Here is a 19,671-nt window from a genome sequence, read left to right as displayed (position 1 = left end):
ATAGGTATCTTGAGGAAAGAAATCAGGCGCGTGCCGCGCCCGAACGGCGGCTCACCACGACGATCATCACAAGGCACAGCGTAAGCGCGGTCAGCATCGTGCTGATCGCGGCGATGGTCGGGTCGATCTCGTCACGCAGCGTCACGAACATGCGGCGCGTCAGCGTCTGGTTCGAACCGCCCGACACGAAGAGCGCGACCACCGTTTCGTCGAGCGCCTGGATGAACACGAACACCGCACCGGAGATGACGCTTGCCTTGATCTGCGGCAGCGTAACCGTCATGAAGCTGCGAAACCGATTCATGCCGAGGCTGCGCGCGACCATTTCCTGCGTGCGGTCGAAGGTGCGCAGATCGGCGCCGACCGAAATCAGCACATAAGGCAGGCCGAGCATCGTATCGGCCAGAATCAGGCCGCCGAGCGTGTTCACGTAGCCGGCCTGAGAGTACACGAAGAACACGCCCACCGCGACAATGATGATCGGCACCATCAGCGGCAACATCAGCAGTGTGCGCAGATAGCGCATGATCCAGTGCGTGCCGTTCTGGATCGCGTAGGCGGCGGCCACGCCGAGCGGCGTGGCGATCAGCGCGGCGCAAATCGACGCGGTGAGCGTCACGCGCGCGGCGTCGATCCATGCGGGATTGTCGAAGAACGAGTGATACCAGCGCAGCGAGTAGGCCGGCGGCGGGAACGTCATGAAGCGCGTATCGGAGAACGACAGCGGCACGACGATCAGCACCGGCACCATCAGGAACAGCAGGATCAGTACGACGATCGCGCCGAGGACGATCCGTCCGAACGGGAGTTTGCTCATTTCGCGCCCAGGGTCTTTTCGAGTGGCACCACGCGGCTCGCGGCATAGAAAATCGCGAACACGCAGATCAGCAGCACGACGCTCACCGCGCTCGCCGCCCCCCAGCTGTTGTAGATCTCGATGTTGCGGCTCACGACCATCGACACCATGATCGACTTGCCGCCGCCCATCAGTTCAGGCGTGATGTAGAAGCCGAGGCAGAGCACGAACACGAGCGTCACGCCCGCGAACACGCCGCTCATCGACAGCGGCAGGAACACGCGCAGGAACACGTGCAGCGGCGAGCCGCCCAGGCTCGCGCCGGCTTGCGAAAGATTCGACGGGATTTTCTGCATTGCCGAATAGAGCGGCAGCACCATGAACGGCAGCAGGATGTGAACCATCGCGATCACCGTGCCGAACTGGTTATAGGCGAGTTGCACCGGCCGGTCGACGAGGCCCGACGCGATCAGCGCCTTGTTGACCAGCCCCGTGCGCTGCAGCAGGACGAGCCACGCGTAGGTGCGCACCAGCACGCTGGTCCAGAACGGCAGAATCACCATGCCGAGCACGAGCGCGCTCAGCTTCGGCGGCAACGAGGCGGCGAAGTAGGCCACCGGATAGCCGAGCAGCAGCGTGATGACGGTCACGATGATACTGAGCTTGAAGGTCAGCAAGAACGTTTCGAGGTAAGCGCCCGTGAACATGCGCCGGTAGTTTTCGAGCGTGAAGCCGTCGTGATAGATGGACTGCCACGACAGCCACGCGAGCGGCACGACCAGCAGCACGACGATCACGAGGAGCGCAGGCGTCATTAGCAGCAGCATGGTGCGATCCTCGCGGCGCTGATAGCGCGTGGCGGGATCGGACTCGGTGGCTTGCATCAAGGTGGTTCCCTGGAGCATCCGCTTGGCGGTTGTCATCATGCACCTACGGCGTCGAGAAACTGATACCACGCCGCGACGAGTCTCACACCCGGCGCGCGCAGCGAATGAAAGGGCACGGGCCGCAAGCCGGGCGCGCCGAGCAGCGAGAGCTCCGGCGTCTCGCCGAGCGCGAGCGCGGCGGCATGCTGGCCGAGCAGACTCGCCATCGCGACGCCTGCTCCGTTATACCCCAGACAAAAGGTCGTGGCGTCGTCGCTGCGTCCGACATGCGGCAACGAATTGAACGTCATGCCCACATACCCCGACCAGCGATAGTCCACGCGCACGTCCGCAAGATCCGGAAAGAGCGCGACCATGGCGCGCTGCAGCGCGTCGAAGCCGGTCGTTTGCCCCTCCTTGCCGAACGCGTCGCGTCCGCCGAACAGCATGCGGCCGTCCACCTTGCGGAACCACTTCATCATGCGCCGCGTTTCGGTGTAGCTGCGGCGCTCGACCATCAGGCGCGCGTCGAGCTCGGCGGGAAGCCGCTCGGTGGCGATCATCGCGCTGCGAAACGGCACGAGTTCACGCTGATACGCCGCGGTGGCCGGCGTGAGATCGGAGTAGGCATTGGTCGCGACGATCACCTGCTTCGCGCGCACCGTGCCGGCGGGCGTGCGCAGCGTCACGCGCGTCTCGCCGGGCGCGCGGTGCATCTGCTGCACCGGCGTCGATTCGTAGATCGGCACGCTGCGCAGCGTCAGGCCGCGCGCGAGCCCGCACACGTATTCGAGCGGCAGGATCGTGCCGGCGTCCGCGCTCAGCACGCCGCCGACAAAACCTTTCGAGCCCGTCTCGTGTTCGATCTCGGCGCGCGATTGCACGGTCATCGTGGTATCGCCGAGTTGCGTGCGGACCCAATCCGCCTCCGCGCGAATCGCGGCGAAGGCGGCCTCCGTGTGGGCGCAGCGCAGGCTGCCGGTCGCCTCGAAGCGGGCGCGCGTGAGCTGGAATTCGTCGACCAGCGTCTCGACGACCCGCACGCCCTCGTGCGCGAGCCGGTGCATGCGTTTCGCGGTATCGAGGCCGTGCAGCTTGTCGATCGTGGGAAACGACAGTCTGAATTTGGACGACACCACGCCGCCATTGCGGCCGCTCGCGCCCCAGCCCACCGGATTCGCATCGAGCACTACGCAGTCGACGCCGCGCTTTTGCAGTGCATACGCGGCGGCGAGGCCCGAGTAGCCCGCGCCGATCACGGCGACCTCGACCTCGAGATCGCGCGTGAGCGGCACGCCGGTGCTCAGCGTCGCACCGGCGCCGGGCGAGGCGGCGAGGAGCGCCCGCCACAGCGAATCAGGCGCGGGTGTGTGGGGTGTCGTCGGCGCGAGCATCGGCTCAGGCGGCGAGACGCGCTTGGGCTTCGACAGCGTCGGCGAGCGCGCCGAGCGTCGCGAACTTGAAGGTCGGCGTGGTGACGGCTTCCGGCACGGGCGTGGCGCCGAAGCCTTTCGCGCCCTGACGGCGTTCGATCCAGCAGGTCGCGTAGCCGAGGCGGGTGGCGACGCCGATGTCGTGATACTGGCTCTGCGCGGTGTGCAGGATTTCGCCGAACTTGTAGCCGAACGCCGCCTGACGGCCGCGGTTGTACGCGAAGAATTGCGGATCGGGCTTGGCGACGCCGGTTTCGTCGCAGCAGACGGTGTCGTCGAACGGGTCGCCGAGCGTGTGTGCGTAGGCCGACAGCGCGACACGGTCCGCATTGGTCATGGCCACAAGGCGAAAGTGTTTGCGCAGACGCTTGAGCGCCGCGACCGAATCCGCGAACGCCGGCCATTCGAGCACGTCGCGCTGGAAGGCAGCGGCCGATTGCGCGTCGTCGGGCAGACCGAGTTCCTTTGCCAGCGACAGGTAGACGTTCGCCATTTCATGGCTCGAACGGCCCGGATAGGCCGCACGGCCGCGCATGTACGGCTCGAAAATCTGGTCGTCGGTCAGGTCTTTCGCGGCCGGGCCGCCGAGGCGGCGCACTGAGGCGAGTACGCCGCGCTCGAAGTCGATGAGCGTGCCGACGACGTCGAACGTCAGGACCTTGAAATCGGTGAGCTTCATGAAATCATCCTTTTGCAGTGTGCTGTGAATCGGGAGAGGGTTTGCCCTGGCGAGGGCGGGAAATAGCAAAGTGAAATCAGGCGGGCACGACGATCGTGTCCTGCGGATCGAGTACGACGCTCATCGGCGCGCCCGGCTCGGGAATGCGGCGGCGCGAGTCGTGCCCGCCGGGTTGCCTGAGGCTGATGGCGGTGCCGTCGGCGAGGGTCGCGAACACGCGCAAGCTTTCGCCCTGATACAACACCTCGGTGACGCGGCATGCCAGCCGATTGACGCCGTCGCGGCTGTCGCCGCTATCGATCACGAGTTTTTCGGTCTGCACCGCGAGCAGCAGTTTGTCGCCGCGTGGCAGCGGGTGCGCGGTGCGCAGCACCGTGTCGCCGAGCCGCACGGCGTTGTCGCCGGCGCGCGTCACGGCAAGCAGTGTCGCCTCACCAATGAAGCTCGCGACAAACGCGTCGCACGGACGGTCGTAGAGCCGCTCGGGCGTGTCGATCTGCACGAGGCGGCCGTTCTTCAGCACGGCTACGCGGTCGCTCATGGTGAGTGCCTCGCGCTGGTCGTGCGTCACATACACGATCGTCGCGCCGAGCTTGCGATGCAGCCGCCGTAGCTCGATCTGCATGGTTTCGCGCAGTTGCTTGTCGAGCGCGGAGAGCGGTTCGTCCATCAGGATCAGTTGCGGCTCGAACACCATGGCGCGAGCGAGCGCCACGCGCTGGCGCTGGCCGCCCGACAGCTGGCCGATGCCGCGGCTCTCGTAGCCCGAGAGTTCGACCATCGCGAGCGCGTCGGCGACTTTCCTCGCCCACGTGGCTTTTGGCTGACGCCTGGCGCGCAGCGGAAAGGCGACGTTGTCCCCCACGCTCATGTGCGGAAAGAGCGCGTAGTTCTGAAAGACGATGCCGATGTCGCGCTTGTGCGGCGGCGCAAATGTAATGTCGCGCTCGCCGACCCAGACCGCTCCCGAACTCGGTTGCACGAAGCCGCCGAGAATGCCGAGCAGGGTGGTCTTGCCGGAACCCGAGGGGCCGAGCAGCGACACGAATTCGCCGGGGGCGATGTCGAGTGAAACGTCGTCGAGGGCCACTACGTGGCCATAACGTTTCGCTGCCGATCGGATCGAAACACCTGTTTTCGCTCGTGCGTCCATTGCGTCCTGTCTCGCTGTAGAAGCCTGCGTTAGGGAAAATATAGGCCGAGCCATTTTTGGCGGCAATTCCCAAATTGTTGGATAGGGCATAACATCAGGTCATGCCCAACCTTCGCAAAAAACTGCCGAGCGCCAACGCGCTGTTCGTCTTCGAGGCGGCTGCGCGCTGCGGCAACTTCACGCGTGCGGCGCAGGAGTTATATGTCAGCCAGCCGGCGGTGAGCCGCATGCTCTCGCGTATGGAAGACCATCTCGGCGTGCGCCTGTTCGAGCGCGTGCGAGGCGGAATCGAGCTGACCGAGAGCGGCAGGATCCTTTACCGGAAGATCTCCGAAGGCTTCGACGGCATAGAAAGCGCGATACGCGAGATCGAAGCGCGCGCAACCGGTGTCGAGTCGGTCACGCTGTCAGTGTCCACCGCGTTCACCACACACTGGCTGATGCCGCGCATGAGTCGCCTGAACGAGGCGTTTCCGAATGTCGACTTGCGGTTTCAGCTCATCTCGGGGCGAATCGGCGGGCCACTCGTCGATGTGGATCTCGGCATGCGCTTCCTGCGCGAGGACCAGATCGGCGAGAACAGCGTGCTCGTGATGCCGGAGACGCTGCTGCCGGTATGCAACCGGCGCTATCACGAGACAGCCGCGACCGAGGCGGGCCGCAAGCACGGCGATACGTTGATCGTGATGGACGACGGCGAGCGCGGCTGGCATGACAGGTTCGCCGCGTTCGCGGCACAGGGGCGGCACGCCGCGAGCATGCTGAGCTTCAACGACTACGCGATCGTCGTGCAGGCGGCATTGCTTGGGCAGGGTGTCGCGCTCGGCTGGCTCAACGTGGTGTCGCATTGGCTTCTCCAGGGCGCGCTGCTGCCCGCCGAGGAGGAACTGGTCATGACGGACCGGCGCTGCTGTCTGGTGTGGCCGGAAAATCGGCCGTTGCGGCCGGTTGCCGCGGAAGTGCGCGACTGGATCATCGAGGAGACGCGCGCCGATGTGCGCGCGGTGGACCGTAAATATCCGAAGCTGGGGCTGCGGCGCCTGCTGGCGCAAGCGGGGTTGGTGATCGGCCCGGCCCGCGGTGAGGCGCGAGGCGAGGCGGCGGTCCAGTCAGTCAACCCGTCGGCCACGGTGAGATAAGCACCGTGCCGTGCCCATGGGCGCTGTCAAGTTGGCGGCTGTTCGAAACTCGTTTTCAGCCCAGACCAGTGCTCCGGACCATGTCAAGGCCAATCAGATCGTCGCCATTCCGGCGTCCCCGCCCATGGCACCCGGGCAGATGTCGGAGCGGCGCAGTTAGTGTCTGTCCTGGCATGGGCATGCTAGTGTCGAACCGGGTGAACCCTCGAATAACGCAGGCTTAGATCTCGGTGTGACGAGTGGGGGTTTCCAGCGGGGAAATTTCACTCAGAATGCGTTCCCCGCAATGGCCTGCTATTGCATCGCGTGCGGTGTCACGCAGGGCCGCGGCGGCCTTCATGTCGTCTCCTGTTGGCTCCAGGGCGGGGAGCACGGTAACTGTTACGTCGGCTCGCGTTGGCAACCACTGTCCATCCGGAAGCACAACGCGTGCGCCCGCGATTGCGACCGGTACGACAGGCCGGTGCGATGCGCAGGCGGCCACAAAGGCGCCGAGACGAAACTGCCGCAGTCCCGCGGATCGGACGAATGTTCCTTCAGGAAAGAGGAGCAGCGAGGTTCCAGCCGTCGCCTGCTTCACCAGTTCGCGTTCGTCTTCGGTCATGCGCGCATAGTCGATGCGCTCGACAAAGCGGGTGCCGATTGCCCGAAGGAAGGCACCCATCAGCAATCCGCCGGCCAACTCACGCTTGGCGACGATGGCAAGCGGCATGCGGATGGCCGCCAGCAACACCAGCCCGTCAAGGTAGCTCGCGTGATTTGCAACGAAGATCGCCGGCCGCGCCATGTCGATGAGTTCGGCGCCGCGTACCGTCACACGAATGCCTGCAAGCATGAGGGCTAGCTGTGCCGCGCGCGATGCAATCGCCCAGTTTCGCCTGACATCCGGATGCGATACGGTCATCAACCATGTCGGTATGGCGATCAGCGTTACGACCAGCCAGCACCATGCGCCGTAGGCGATCTGCCTGGCGGCGGCTCGAACCCGCCGGCCGATTGGCCATACGGTGTTCGTTCCGATGTCGAGCCACTGAAGCCACGCAGGGCGTGGCAGGAGATTCCCGCGACTACGCAGGTACATCTCCATCGTAGCCGCGTGACGAATCTTGCCGCTCGATGTCTTCAGAATGCTATGCGGCGGGACCAGAGCGATTTCTTCCGGCGGAGCGCCCAGCAGAGCCACGGAGGCTTCGTTAATGCCAGTGCGCATCGCCGCGAGTGCCTCAGGTGCCGTTTCGCGAGTCTCCGCAATGACGATCAGGCGATCGGTACCGGTCTCAATGTCGGGCGTTCCACACACTGCGACACAACCGTTGCGCACGCCAGGCAGATGCCCGACAGCCGCCTCCAGTTCATAGGGGAAGAAGTGACGCCCGGCCCGAATCACCAGATCCTTTACGCGGCCCGTGATGAACAGTTCTTCATCGGCCATATATCCCAGATCGCCGGTATCGAGCCAGCCATCATGAATTAGCCGCGCGGTTAGCTCCGCATTCTGAAAATACCCACGCGTCGCGGATGGGCTTCGAAATTCAATTCTCCCGACCGTTCTCTCGGATACGTCATTGCCGTCGACGTCAACGATGCGGATCTGGTTGCGGGGTAATGCGCGTCCGCACGAGACCAGCTCGAGTACGTGATCAGGTGATTCCGCTTTTGCTGCACGCTGTGACTCAGCCAGTCGGATGCGACTGATACAGTCTGTTCGCACCCCGCGGCCCGGCTCCGAAAACGCCAGTCCAAGCGTGTTTTCCGCCAGACCGTAGACGGGGGTCAGGGCGGTCTCCCTGAACCCATGATCGGCAAAGCGTGAGGCGAATGCTCGCATGGTCGGCGCGCTGACGGGTTCTGCGCCGCAGAATGCGAGGCGCAATGAAGACAGATCGACGCCTTCGAGATCGGCGTCGTCGATCCGGCGCGTGCATCGCTCGTAGGCAAAGTTGGGTGCCGCCGTAATGGTGGCGCGGTAGTGGCCGATCGCCTGCAACCAGTGCGCTGGACGTGCGAGGAACGTCAGCGGGGACATCAGAATCAACGGGATACCAAAGTAAAGCGGCCCGAACCAGGCTCCAATCAGGCCCATGTCGTGGTACAGAGGGAGCCAGCTTGCGAAGATGTCGTGTTCCTCGATCCGGGCAGTCTCTCCCATTGCCCGGATATTGGCGAGCAGATTGGCGTGTGTGAGCACCACGCCTTTTGGCGCACCTGTGCTACCGGAAGTGTACTGAAGCAACGCGACGTCTTGTGCTCGAGGGATATACCGCTCATTGTCCGTTTCGCCCATGAGCTGATGCGTCGTCACGATCTCACGCAACGTCGGTATCCGCGCCTTTGCCAGAAGGCTTGCTACGAGTGCGTATGACGGCACGATCATGACGCGTGAGCGCGCATCCAGCAGAATGGCCGCGTGTCGCTTCAGGTGATCGTCGATCCGTGCCGATTGCACAGGCGGATACACCGGCACGACTACTGCGCCGGCAAGCAGGATTCCCGCAAAGCAGGCGAAATAGTCGTTACCGGTCGGCAACATCAGTGCGACGGTGTCGCCGGGGTTCACGCCGAGTCTGTGCAACCCGCTCGATACCCGTAGGGCCGCCTCGTACAGCGCCGAGTAGGTCATTGTGTGTGACGACGCTTCCTCGTCGAGAAATACGATGTGCGTGTGTTCAGGTCGCCGGGATACGTGCCACTGCAATGCCTCGACCAGCGTTTGTGCGGCGATCGGCGGGTCAAGGGTGTCGGTCGGCGCTGGAAGCTCAGCGGTGCCGATTGCGCACCCGGGTTGCACCGATGTTTCTCCTTCAAGTGCGCGCAGTAAATCGCCGGGCGTCTTCGCCTGCTCGAACAACGCAACCGGAAAATGCACGCCGAGCGTTTTCTCGATGCGAGCCAGCAGTTCGGTGCGCGCGAGACTGTCGAGGCCAAGGTCACGTTCGAACTCGCTGTTCAGCGTGACGCCATGTGGCCTGTATCCCCGTGGGCCGACTTCAGCGGCGAAAGCATCGGCTATATCGAGCAACCGTTGGGCGTCGCTCGATCGGCGGCGGGTGACGTCTTCGTTCATATCGCACGACCGCTTCCGTGTCGGGATTTCAGCATAGGCGCGACGGGGAGGAGGGCGCTTGATCGTCGTCAATTGCTGAATTGCGCCTCGCGCGCAATCACGCGCCGTTACCCTGCAATCGCATCCCTGCCTCGGTCAGGTTAACGTTCGGCGGAGGACCTTGCCGAGCTGGTTCAGAGGCAAGGTGTCACGGAATTCAATTGAGCGGGGAACCTTGTAGGCGCTTAGATTAGCGCGGCAGTGCTCCAGCAAGGCGGCGGCCGTAAGATCCGCCGAGGACCGGACGACGAATAGTTTGACGGCGTGTCCGGTCCGTTCATCCGGCACGCCGACTACCGCTGCGGCGCTTACGCCCGCAAGCGCGGAGACCACGGCTTCGACGTCCGAGGGGTAAACCTTGAAACCGGACACGACGATCACGTCTTTCTTGCGGTCCACCAGGACGAGCATCTGCGCGGGCGTGAGATAACCAACGTCCCCCGTGCGAAGCCAGCCCTCGGGCGAGATCACTTCCGCAGTCTCGACGGGGTTCATCCAGTAGCCGCGCATGACCTGCGGGCCCCGGACCCAGACTTCTCCGATGACACCCGCGGCGACAGCTGCGTCGTTGTCGTCACGGATGCTAACCTCGGTTGAAGGCAACGGATGACCGACCGATCCGGAAAAGTGCTTTGCATCCATCGGATTCACGCAGACTACTGGCGACGCTTCGGTCAGCCCGTACCCTTCGATAATCGGCACTCCCGTTGCTGACTGCCATCGCGCGGCAACCGAAGCCTGAATCGCTGCGCCGCCGCCGATCACGAGACGCAGGCGTGACCAGTCCACAGCGTCGAAATGCGGTGCGGCGAGAAGGGCATTGAACAGTGTATTCACACCTAGCAGCGCGGTGGGCCGTGCGTGGCGCATGGTTCTGACGAGCGCGGCAAGGTCGTGGGGATCCGTCACCAGCACATTGTGCCCGCCGATTTCAAAGAAAGTCAGCAGACTGGCGGTCAGCGCGAATATATGAAAGAGTGGCAGCGGTGTGAGAATGGTCTGAGGCGTAGAACAGAACGCCGAACCCAGCCATGCACGAATCTGTGCGACGTTCGAGCTAAGGTTGCGATGCGTGAGCATCGCGCACTTGGGAGTGCCTGTGGTTCCTCCCGTGTATTGCAGCAGCGCGACATCGTCGAGACTGGGGCGGATGTGATCTCGCTCGATCGAATGCCGGCACGACAAGGCCGCACTGAATGTCCAGTATTCCCTCTTTGCAGGCGGAATCGAGTCACGCACGACGCGCTGTACAAAATCCATCGCGGCGCGTCTGGGCAGCGGAAGCAGATCGCCCACCGCGACGGATATAACAGCCTTCGCCTGATTCTCATCCAGGATTTCGTCCAGTTTGCAGGCAAAGTTTTCCAGTACGATGATCGCTGAAACAGCTGCCGTGGCGAGCTGGATCTGAATCTCACGAGGCGTAGCCAGCGGATTGATATTAACGACGACAAGCCCGGCGTCGAGGACGCCATAAAAGGCGACGACATAGGGTAAGCCATTCGGCAAGATGAGTGCGACACGCTCGAGCGGCGCAAGTTTGAATTCGTTGACAAGAAACTCGGAAAAGCGGTGCGCGTATAGCGCAACGTCCCGATATTCGAGCGTGTGATTGAACGAACTGAACGCGGGGCGTCCTGCGTAACGCGTACAGGCAGCCTCGAACATTTCAGGCAACGTTCTAACGCTTCTGGCATCGATCGCTGCGACAGGCGGCTCGGACGAGGGAGCGTCCATCGCTTTCGGGCACTTCATGGTCGATCGGGCCTTTGTCGTATAGAGGAGACGCGATGACAGTCAGGTCTGCGCACCTAAGGACTACGTGTGCGTAGCCGGCTTGGCAGGCGTTAAAAGGTCAACGAGTACGGTATTCATCGACATATTCACTTCAGCGCCTGATTTGTGTCGCTATGGATCGAGCATAGGACTCGTTCGCCATGAGAGATTGACGTGCGTCAAGACGACCGGTGTGCCCAACGGATCGAATGCGATGGAGGCTCATCATGTCTGTTCGCAGCCAGAGCAATGCATTGGTCGTATTGAATGGTCCGTCGGGGCGCGCAATCATTCGCTATTGGAGTTCGAACCGCAATGCGAGGCATGAAGTGTCCCGTTCAGACGGCTGCGAACAACAGTGATAGCCCGTGGGCGGATGGGTTGATTCAGGTCAATCTGGGGGATGAGCCGGCGAATAGAGTGTACTGGGGCGTTGTTATCCGGACAGCCCGTGGGCAGGGCGCATGAGAGTATCGTCGCGCGCGAAGGCTCGACAAACCGTCTGAGGAAACATATCGGACCCACCATGCGGACACCTCGGAGACTTCGTCATGAGCACTACCAGTTCAACCCTCCACGATCACGACGAAGTCGGTCGCATTCTCATTGCTGTAGACGCTTCGCCCGCCTCTTTGCGCGCTGCGGCCTATGTTCAAGGCATTGCGGCGCCAGGGGCACACGTGCGAATCATCAGTGTGGCTGAAGATCCACGCAGGCTGATTCCGTTGGATCCACTTGTCGGAGTGGATCTCAGCCCGGTGCGCGACGAGTTGCTGCGCGGTGCCGCGGATGCGGTCACTCAGGCACAGAGCATATTTTCGAGCGGCGAGACGGTTGTCGACACGGAGGTGATCGATCTTTCCATGCAGGGTCGGGATCTAGCCTACGCACTGCTTGAAGCAGCGCGGACGTGGCGAGCCGATCTCCTCGTGGTTGGCACCCGACAGAACCGTCGGCTGCTACGCTGGCTGGAAGGAACAGTCTCTGAACCTCTGGCGCGAATCTGCCCGTGCTCGATTCTAGTTGTTCCAGCTTCTTATGAAAGAGATACCTGCGGCGGTCCGAAGCGAATGCTCTTCGCCGTCGACGGTAGCTCACCATCGCGGCATGCGCTTCGATACGGATTAAAACTCGCCACGAAGCAGACGTCCTTGCGTATCGTAAATATTCTTGATCAGGCGGTGAGGATGAGCGATTTTGTGCCACTTCCTCTGCTTGAAGATGCACTTGTCAAAGAGGGCAATGCAGCACTTGCGGCGGCAGCGGAGTTGCTGGCCGGATTACGAATCGAGGCGGAATCCGCGATGATCAGCACGGAAAGAACCGGCGACGATGTGCCCCACGCCATCGTGAGGGAGGCAGATCATTGGAACGCCGATCTGGTCGTCATGGGCACACACGGCCGGCGTGGTATCTCGCGCTGGCTGCTGGGTAGCGTGGCGAGCCGCGTACTGCGTATCACCCACGTGCCGGTGTTGCTCGTCCGCCCGATCGAAGCCTGAAACAGGCTCCGGTCGCGGTGAAAGCTTGGGCGAAATGATTTACTTGTGTTCCGATTGGATAAGCTCGTGCCAGCACCGCTGGCGATCCACTACTTAGGTATGTCATTCCGCTGAACCGGTTGCCGCACCTGTTGCCGTGTCGCCTCTGTCTGCCATTCGCGCCACAGCGCCATCAGAACAGCCAGTATGGCGGGCCCAAGGAACAATCCGATCAGACCGAATGCGGCGAGTCCACCAAGCACACCAAACATGACGAGCAGAAATGGAATGCGTGCGCTGCTGCTAATCACAAACGGCCTTATCAGATTGTCTACCCAGCTAATGACCAGCATTCCCCAGAGCAATAACCCGACTCCGGCCACCGTGCGGCCCGCAAATAGAAGGCCGACCGCCACCGGCACCCATACCAATGGCGTGCCAAAAGGAATCAATGCTACGAGAGCAGTGATCCCTGCCAGCGTGACGGGCGCAGTTACGCCTGCGGCCCAGTAACCCAGCCCGGCCAACACTGCCTGCGCGATTGCTGTCAGCACAATGCCGTAGACGACGGATCGGGTCATGCTGCCGATCGCGGTGAGATAGTCGTCAAGGCGCTCGCCAAGGAAAGGCCGCAAAGCCTGCCGTATCTGATTCAGGAGACTTTCTCCATCGCGATACGCAAAAAACAGCGTCACGAGAGCAAACCCCAGCTTTGTGGCGTTCCGGGCCGCACTTCCGAGGAGGTCACCAATTTCGCTTGTCCAGCGATTCGCCCATCCTGAGAGTTGGGAGCGGATGGCAGGGGGATCAATCTCCACATGATCGAGAAACGCCTGCAACGAGGACCCGATCCAGGGGATGCGCGCCAGAAAATCGGGTAAGTCGCGAGGACGATCGGAGAAGTAGGCGACGATAGCCCGGCTGGCGTCCCTTAGATCTTCTGTCAACGGCTTCATCAGCCAGACGACTGGCAGTATGCACGCACATGTCAGGAGAAGGGTCATCAGCAGCGCGCTAGTACCCGCGCTTTCGCGGAGCAGGCGTCGCAAACGGTTGTAGGCGGGCCAGGTGACATACGAAATAATCAGCGCCCACGCGACCGGAACTAGAAAAGGGCGCAGAACCATGAACCCCAAAGCTACCAGACCAGCCAGAAGCAGTGCTAGCACGACATGCTTTCCCGATCGCATTGAGCGCTCCCGTTCGTGGATTCGGCGTTTCTGTATCCGGGCAGTCATCGCAGGCCGAAACAATGCATCCAGATGCGAGACCGGAGACCATATGATCTGTCGCTACCCGCACGTTACTGCTTGATAAAGGTCAATCAGCGAGTCTGACCCGCACCGATACTGGCACTTGCCGCGTACCGCTTCAATGCGACGTTCGTCGACTCTCGTACAGAAGGATCGGTCCATGTTGACTCCGACGCGCACGATTTGCCCTGGGGCAGAGGGTTCCAACACATGGCACGCAATGCAGGTCGCGGCCATCGCCATGCAACTGGGCACCGATTGCGAGGATGGCCTGACACTGGCAGAGGCGCACCGGCGCCTCGCCAAAGACGGGCCGAACGAGATTCGTGAGCAGCGGCGCCGGGGCGTCCTTGACATGCTGATCTGTCAGTTCAAGGACTTCATGATCGTCGCTCTGTTGGCGGCGGCTCTCGTGTCGGGCCTGATCGGCGAGGCTGCGGACGCGCTCGTGATCGTCGCGATCGTGTTGCTTAACGGCACAGTCGGCTTCATCCAGGACTATCGCGCCGAGCGTGTGATGGCGTCGCTCGCACAACTCGCCAGGTTGCAGGCGACAGTCATTCGCGAAGGCGAATGTCAAACGGTTCCGGCATCGGGCATTGTGCAGGGCGACGTCGTTTTGCTGGATACCGGTTCTACCGTTCCCGTCGATCTTCGTCTTGCCGAGGCGTCCGGGCTGAAGATCGCCGAAGCAGTTCTCACTGGGGAGTCGGTGCCGGTAGAGAAGGGCACCGCGTCGCTTGACGACGCTTCGCTACAACTCGCCGACCGGACAAATATGGCTTTCAAGGGCACTGTTGTCACCTACGGTCGAGCACGAGGTATTGCCGTTGCTACCGGCATGGCCACCGAACTCGGCAAGATCGCCGGCATGATCGAAGCGGCACCTGTGGTCCAGACGCCGCTGCAAAAGCGTCTTGCAGCGTTTGGGCGCCGGTTGGCCATGATGATTCTTGTGATCTGCGCGATCATCTTTGCGACAGGTGTGCTGCGGGGCGAGCCAGTGCTGCTCATGCTTCTCACGAGCCTGAGTCTTGCCGTCGCCGCTATCCCTGAAGCTTTACCCGCAGTGGTGACCGTGATGCTTGCCCTTGGTGCGCGCAATATGGCACGACACAATGCCCTGGTGCGACGTTTGCCTGCGGTCGAAACCTTGGGGTCCGTGAGCTGGATCTGTACCGACAAGACTGGCACATTGACCCTGAACGAGATGTGCACAACTGAGCTCTACGCTGATGGCGTGCGGTTACCCATCGCATCGTTCGATACAAAAAGGCCCGCTACGAGATGCTTGCTGGAGGCATTGGCGTTATGCAACAACGTTAGCCGCGCTGCGGGCGGGGAGGTCGCAGGCGATCCGACCGAGGTTGCGTTGTGGAGAGTGGCCGCTGACGCTGGCTTCGACAAGAGCGCGCTCGAAGTCACGAGCCCGCGCTTTTTGGAGTTCCCGTTTGACTCCGATCGCAAGCGGATGACAACGATTCACCGCAGCGGAACCGGATTTATTGCTTACACGAAGGGCGCACCGGAGACGGTCATTGAACGTTGTAACGCGTCCCTGTCAGATCATGGGATGGTCGCTGTGGACCACGAACGCGTGCTGGCGGCGGCGGAGGCGATGGCGGATAGTGGTCTTCGTGTACTCGCCGTCGCGAGCCGGAAACGGGACAGTCTGCCTGCCGGTCACGATATAGAAGAAATCGAATGCGGCCTCACTTTGCTTGGCCTGGCTGGCATGCGTGATCCGCCGCGGCCCGACGTACGGCAGGCAGTCAAGGCTTGCAGATCGGCAGGGATCACACCCGTAATGGTCACGGGGGATCACCCTGTAACCGCGTGTGCTATCGCCCGCGAACTTGGCATTCTCGCCCCCGGGGACACCGTGTTGACCGGCCAGGAACTCAGTCGACTCACGGATGAAGCGCTAGTCGCGCAGGTTGTGCATACCCGCGTGTTTGCCCGGGTGGACCCGGCGCAAAAAATCAGGATCGTCGAGGCAGTTCGGGCGCATGGCCAGTTCGTCGCGATGACCGGTGATGGCGTGAACGACGCGCCGGCGCTCGCCGGCGCGGATATCGGCATTGCGATGGGGAAAAAGGGCACCGATGTTGCGCGGGATGCGGCCAGTATCGTGCTGCTGGACGACAACTTCGCCACCATCGTCGGTGCCGTCGAAGAGGGGCGGCGAATCTTCGATAATGTACGCAAGTTCATTCGCTACGCCTTGACGTGCAATTCGGCCGAGATATGGACTATTTTTCTCGCGCCTTTTCTCGGCCTGCCGATTCCCTTGCTTCCCATACACATCCTGTGGATTAACCTGGTCACCGATGGACTGCCGGGGCTGGCACTGGCGGCCGAACCGGCGGAGAAGGGCGTCATGCTACGGCCACCACGGCCCCCAGGGGAAAGCGTCTTTGCCCGCGGCATGTGGCAGCACATCGTATGGGTTGGGCTCGCAATGGCTGGTGTCACGCTGCTCACGCAGGCATACGCCATTCATGTCGCTTCGGCACATTGGCAGACCATGACCTTTACGGTGCTCACGCTCTCCCAGATGGGGCACGTACTTGCCATCCGATCGGAGCAAGCGTCGTTTTTCGCGCGGGGAGCGCGTTCAAACATGCCCCTTGTGGGCGCGGTGCTGCTCACCTTTGCGCTTCAACTGGCGACGATCTATGTACCCATGTTGAACACCGTTTTCCGGACGACCGCGCTTAATATGACTGAGCTGGCAATGTGTGTTCTGCCCTCCAGTGTGGTGTTCGTTCTGGTCGAGCTCGAGAAACACCTTATCCGCCGGGGACTTCTATACCGTTGAAACCCGCATCAAACAAACCCGTGCCGATCGACAGTATTTGTGCGCCATCGCGCAGCAGAAAAAGTGCGTCCAGCTGCTTGCGGCGTGCGAAATCCAGGCCTTTCTGAGGCCCCAACACCATGAGAGCGGTTGCATAAGCATCCGCGTCCATGCAGGACCTCGCCAGCACTGTGACCGACGCGACCCCGTTGCATAAGGGCTCACCTGTGCGCGGATCCACGACATGCGAGATGCGCTTGCCCTCGCATTCGCTCCAGTGACGATAGTCCCCCGAAGTTGCGACCGCGATATCCGTGAGTTCGATCACGCCGAGCGCCTCCCGGCGTTCATAGTCGGGACGCTCGATTGCGATTGCCCACAGTGCCTGGCCAGTCTTTGTGCCTCGCGCACGCATCTCACCGTCGATTCCGACAAGCCACGACCGAACGTCATGACTGTCCAGCACACGCGCCAATTCGTCTACGCCGAAGCCTTTGGCGATACCGCACAAGTCGAGGCTCACATGCGCCTGCTTGCGAGCGCGACACTGCTCGACGTCGACGTCGAGCAGTTCGACCAGCGGGCGTCGGGGTCGTTCGCGCGAGGCTTCCCGCATGGTTGGCCGCGGCGCGTTGGATGGGCCGAAGCCCCACTGATCCACCACATCGCCGACACCTGCGTTGAACGCATTGTCTGTCTCGCGCCCCATCTCCGTCGCGCGCACCAGCACCGTCGCAAGATTGCGGGATATCGGCACCCAGACGTCGGGCTCGGCTCTATTCAACCGTGTCAAATCGGAACTGTCCTTCCAGTTCGACATTTCCTCGTCTACCGCTCGTACCGCCGCATCCAGTTCAGAAGCGATCAGGGCGCGGTCCAACCCCGCCGGCGCGTAGCATTGCACGCTGTATCGGGTGCCCATCGTCGGTCCGTTGAACGTATAGCGCTCGGGACAACCGGCCATCGGTCCTTCAATAGACATCTTCGACATATCTTCCCTTCAATCTCATCTCGTTCACGGAAAGGCCGGAGCCATCCAGAATGTGTTCCCACGCTCGGGCCACACAGTTGGCCATGTCTCTGCCTCCGCACACCATGATCTGCGCTCCGCTGGCGACGAGTTCACGAAGCGTTGGCGCGTCGGCCATGAGTCGCTCCTGCACGTAGGTCTTCCGTACGGGGCACGAGAAGGCGGTCTTGAAAGTCGTCAGCCGGCGGTTGCCGACCAGGTTCTGCAACTCTTCGTCGTACAGGAACGCCTCGCCTGAGCGTCTGGCACCAAAATACAGATGCATGGGCCGCCCCGCCGAGTTTTGCCGGATGAAGCCGACGAATGGGCTGATGCCCGTCCCGGCGCCGATAAGAATGATTGGCGCCTCTCCCGCCGCGGGTCTGAACGCAGGGTTCCGGCGAATGAACGCCTGAATCGCGTTGCCGGGCTGCAAAGCTGTCAGATAGCCAGAGCAGGCCCCATGCGCATGCCTGCGCACGCAGATTTCGATAAAACCATCTCGCGAAGCGCTCGCGAGCGAGTAGAACCTCGGCACGGTGTCGCCGGGCGGGATCACCCCGAGCAGGTCGCCCGCGTCGAATGACGGCAGAGCCCTTTGCAGCGGGGTGTGCCACCGCCGATTGCGCGGTGTGCTGCGGACAAAGCGCAACACCGACGTGACACTTCCAGAGTCGAGTCCATAGTCCTTGCGCTCCACAAGCGTCAGGGAGACGGTGCGCGGTAGCGACGGCTGGTAGCGCACGTCGAGTTGCATGTCGAGTGCGATACCCAGTCGCTCGCTCCACGTCCTGAACGTGCTCTCCGACTGCCGGTCAACGCTGCTGCACTCGATGAGCGCCTGGCCGCCTTTGGCGATCAACGCATCGTGCACGGTTTGCGCATAACCACAGAAATGGGGGAACTGGCGATCCCCAAAACCGAGGACGGCAAACGTTGGTGGAACATAGTCGTTCATGCTCGCGAGCTTGCTCAAATACTGCGTGGCGTTGGACGGTGCCTCACCATCGCCATACGTCGAAGTCAGTACGATCAGGCGTTGCGCCTTGCAGTGGCGTGATGAAAGATCGTTCATCGGCGCTATATGCACGCGAAAATTCGCGCGCGTCAGCGCCTGATGAATTGCGGCAGCGAACGCCCAGGTGCTGTTTCCTTCGCTTCCCACGAGAATGACCGTATCGGCCTGACCCGCGCTCACGTTGTCTGGAACTTTTACCGTCGCGCGGCGACGCCGCACCCATAGCCATACTCCAGTAATCGCCAAAACCGGCACCGACGCGCTCGCAAGCCCGAGGATCAGCGCGAGCCACCACAGTCCCTCGCCCGTATGCAGCATGAACACGACCTCGTGAAAACGCTGCCAAGCGTCATTGGGCTGCCACGCGAGCCATTTCCCTGACGACGGGTCGATGTAGCCGGTGCCGCTCGATGTCCGCAACGCGTAGACATCGCCCGGGTTCTGGGGGGAGGGCGACATCAGTTCACGCAGGTCGGTTACATCGACGTTCCTGAGCGCAGCAACGCGATTCACTGCAAGCGGGGCGCCGGTGCTCACGGAGGCCGGAAACGGAAGTTGCGCCGTGGCTCGTTCGGGGATCACCTCGAAGGTCGTCAACGACAGGACGAGCCCTGTTGCAGCCGAGAGCGTCAGCCCGAGAATGGCGACGCGGGCAACCTCATTGTGGATTCGCTGCAGACCGCTACCCCGAATGCGGCCGAACAGCTTCGCCCATCCGCCCATACGGCGTTCGAGTAGCGCAAGGCCGGATGCGGCCAGCAGCAGCATCAAACCTGCCCCGAGGCCGGTTGCGACGCGCCCGGCATCGCCTATGAGCAGCTTGCGGTGCAGATTGGTCAGCCAGCGCATGGTGGTCGATGGCGTATAAGGTTCGATACCGTCACCTGTCACGGGATCGATGCTGGCGGCGCCAGACTCGCCGCCTGAAGAGTAATAGGCAATGACGGCGCCCGAGGGCTTTCGCACGATTTTCTCGAGGCCGGGGTAATGGGCCTTCACACGTGCGGCGAGCGTCGCTGCGTCGAGCGAATGCTGGCTAACCTGAACTACGCCTGCGCGTTCGATCACAGGGTTCAGAGACAGCATCGCACCGGAGATCGCCGTGACCATCAGGACGAGGGCGGCGATCAGTCCGGGCAACGAATGAAGCTTGCGAAGCATGTCA

At 62.2% G+C, this 19,671-nt stretch carries 13 protein-coding genes; 3 read left to right on the top strand and 10 right to left on the bottom strand.

What is annotated here, in order from left to right:
- Positions 1 to 22: 22 nt before the first annotated feature.
- From P0D70_RS02295 to P0D70_RS02275, 5 genes are all read right to left on the bottom strand, one after another.
- Positions 23 to 817, bottom strand: coding sequence for an ABC transporter permease (locus tag P0D70_RS02295; RefSeq protein ID WP_408182148.1), 795 nt, complete (start codon positions 815 to 817; stop codon positions 23 to 25).
- On the bottom strand, positions 814 to 1,722 hold the full coding sequence (locus P0D70_RS02290; protein WP_408182145.1) for an ABC transporter permease: 909 nt from the start codon (positions 1,720 to 1,722) through the stop codon (positions 814 to 816). The genes P0D70_RS02295 and P0D70_RS02290 overlap by 4 nt, the downstream gene beginning before the upstream one ends.
- Positions 1,719 to 3,056 (bottom strand): NAD(P)/FAD-dependent oxidoreductase, encoded by a 1,338-nt coding sequence (locus P0D70_RS02285; RefSeq protein ID WP_091802652.1) that lies wholly within the window; start codon positions 3,054 to 3,056, stop codon positions 1,719 to 1,721. The genes P0D70_RS02290 and P0D70_RS02285 overlap by 4 nt, the downstream gene beginning before the upstream one ends.
- Positions 3,057 to 3,060: 4 nt before the next feature.
- Entirely contained in the window at positions 3,061 to 3,774 is a 714-nt protein-coding gene (locus tag P0D70_RS02280) for an HAD-IA family hydrolase (protein ID WP_408182142.1), read from the bottom strand.
- Between the two features lie 76 nt (positions 3,775 to 3,850).
- On the bottom strand, positions 3,851 to 4,927 hold the full coding sequence (locus tag P0D70_RS02275) for an ABC transporter ATP-binding protein (RefSeq protein WP_408182139.1): 1,077 nt from the start codon (positions 4,925 to 4,927) through the stop codon (positions 3,851 to 3,853).
- Between the two features lie 101 nt (positions 4,928 to 5,028).
- Here P0D70_RS02275 and P0D70_RS02270 point away from each other — a divergent pair, with 101 nt between their 5' ends.
- Positions 5,029 to 6,066: a LysR substrate-binding domain-containing protein gene (locus tag P0D70_RS02270; protein ID WP_408182137.1), complete on the top strand. Its 1,038-nt coding sequence runs from the start codon at positions 5,029 to 5,031 to the stop codon at positions 6,064 to 6,066.
- Between the two features lie 220 nt (positions 6,067 to 6,286).
- On the opposite strand, the gene P0D70_RS02265 is transcribed toward P0D70_RS02270, so the two are convergent.
- Both P0D70_RS02265 and P0D70_RS02260 read right to left on the bottom strand, forming a co-directional pair.
- A complete protein-coding gene (locus P0D70_RS02265) occupies positions 6,287 to 9,130 on the bottom strand; it encodes an AMP-binding protein (protein WP_408182135.1) in 2,844 nt (947 codons plus the stop codon).
- A gap of 135 nt (positions 9,131 to 9,265) precedes the next feature.
- A complete protein-coding gene (locus tag P0D70_RS02260) occupies positions 9,266 to 10,924 on the bottom strand; it encodes an AMP-binding protein (protein ID WP_408182132.1) in 1,659 nt (552 codons plus the stop codon).
- A 572-nt stretch (positions 10,925 to 11,496) separates the two neighbouring features.
- Between P0D70_RS02260 and P0D70_RS02255 the strand changes: the two genes are divergently transcribed.
- Entirely contained in the window at positions 11,497 to 12,447 is a 951-nt protein-coding gene (locus tag P0D70_RS02255; protein ID WP_091802637.1) for a universal stress protein, read from the top strand.
- Between the two features lie 89 nt (positions 12,448 to 12,536).
- Here P0D70_RS02255 and P0D70_RS02250 read toward each other — a convergent pair whose 3' ends face one another.
- Entirely contained in the window at positions 12,537 to 13,595 is a 1,059-nt protein-coding gene (locus P0D70_RS02250; protein ID WP_408182128.1) for an AI-2E family transporter, read from the bottom strand.
- Between the two features lie 244 nt (positions 13,596 to 13,839).
- Between P0D70_RS02250 and P0D70_RS02245 the strand changes: the two genes are divergently transcribed.
- Positions 13,840 to 16,500 carry a cation-translocating P-type ATPase gene (locus tag P0D70_RS02245; RefSeq protein WP_408182125.1) on the top strand — a complete coding sequence of 887 codons (2,661 nt, stop codon included), beginning with the start codon at positions 13,840 to 13,842 and terminating at the stop codon, positions 16,498 to 16,500.
- Here the strand turns inward: P0D70_RS02245 and P0D70_RS02240 are convergent.
- Positions 16,472 to 17,470, bottom strand: coding sequence for an FAD:protein FMN transferase (locus P0D70_RS02240; protein ID WP_408182122.1), 999 nt, complete (start codon positions 17,468 to 17,470; stop codon positions 16,472 to 16,474). The two genes, P0D70_RS02245 and P0D70_RS02240, sit on opposite strands and share 29 nt — an antisense overlap.
- A complete protein-coding gene (locus P0D70_RS02235) occupies positions 17,451 to 19,667 on the bottom strand; it encodes a PepSY domain-containing protein (protein ID WP_408182120.1) in 2,217 nt (738 codons plus the stop codon). Before P0D70_RS02235 ends, P0D70_RS02240 begins: the two co-directional genes overlap by 20 nt.
- Positions 19,668 to 19,671: the final 4 nt, after the last annotated feature.

Source organism: Paraburkholderia sp. RL17-381-BIF-C (assembly GCF_046026435.1).
In the GTDB taxonomy this organism is placed as follows: domain Bacteria; phylum Pseudomonadota; class Gammaproteobacteria; order Burkholderiales; family Burkholderiaceae; genus Paraburkholderia.
This window is presented reverse-complemented; position numbering and strand designations above follow the sequence as displayed.

Excerpts from the sequence above, each read along its gene's own strand:
- P0D70_RS02295 (WP_408182148.1), bottom strand. The coding sequence starts at position 817 with ATGAGCAAACTCCCGTTCGGACGGATCGTCCTCGGCGCGATCGTCGTA.
- P0D70_RS02290 (WP_408182145.1), bottom strand. The coding sequence starts at position 1,722 with ATGATGACAACCGCCAAGCGGATGCTCCAGGGAACCACCTTGATGCAA.
- P0D70_RS02285 (WP_091802652.1), bottom strand. The coding sequence starts at position 3,056 with ATGCTCGCGCCGACGACACCCCACACACCCGCGCCTGATTCGCTGTGG.
- P0D70_RS02280 (WP_408182142.1), bottom strand. The coding sequence starts at position 3,774 with ATGAAGCTCACCGATTTCAAGGTCCTGACGTTCGACGTCGTCGGCACG.
- P0D70_RS02275 (WP_408182139.1), bottom strand. The coding sequence starts at position 4,927 with ATGGACGCACGAGCGAAAACAGGTGTTTCGATCCGATCGGCAGCGAAA.
- P0D70_RS02270 (WP_408182137.1), top strand. The coding sequence starts at position 5,029 with ATGCCCAACCTTCGCAAAAAACTGCCGAGCGCCAACGCGCTGTTCGTC.
- P0D70_RS02265 (WP_408182135.1), bottom strand. The coding sequence starts at position 9,130 with ATGAACGAAGACGTCACCCGCCGCCGATCGAGCGACGCCCAACGGTTG.
- P0D70_RS02260 (WP_408182132.1), bottom strand. The coding sequence starts at position 10,924 with ATGAAGTGCCCGAAAGCGATGGACGCTCCCTCGTCCGAGCCGCCTGTC.
- P0D70_RS02255 (WP_091802637.1), top strand. The coding sequence starts at position 11,497 with ATGAGCACTACCAGTTCAACCCTCCACGATCACGACGAAGTCGGTCGC.
- P0D70_RS02245 (WP_408182125.1), top strand. The coding sequence starts at position 13,840 with ATGTTGACTCCGACGCGCACGATTTGCCCTGGGGCAGAGGGTTCCAAC.
- P0D70_RS02240 (WP_408182122.1), bottom strand. The coding sequence starts at position 17,470 with ATGTCGAAGATGTCTATTGAAGGACCGATGGCCGGTTGTCCCGAGCGC.
- P0D70_RS02235 (WP_408182120.1), bottom strand. The coding sequence starts at position 19,667 with ATGCTTCGCAAGCTTCATTCGTTGCCCGGACTGATCGCCGCCCTCGTC.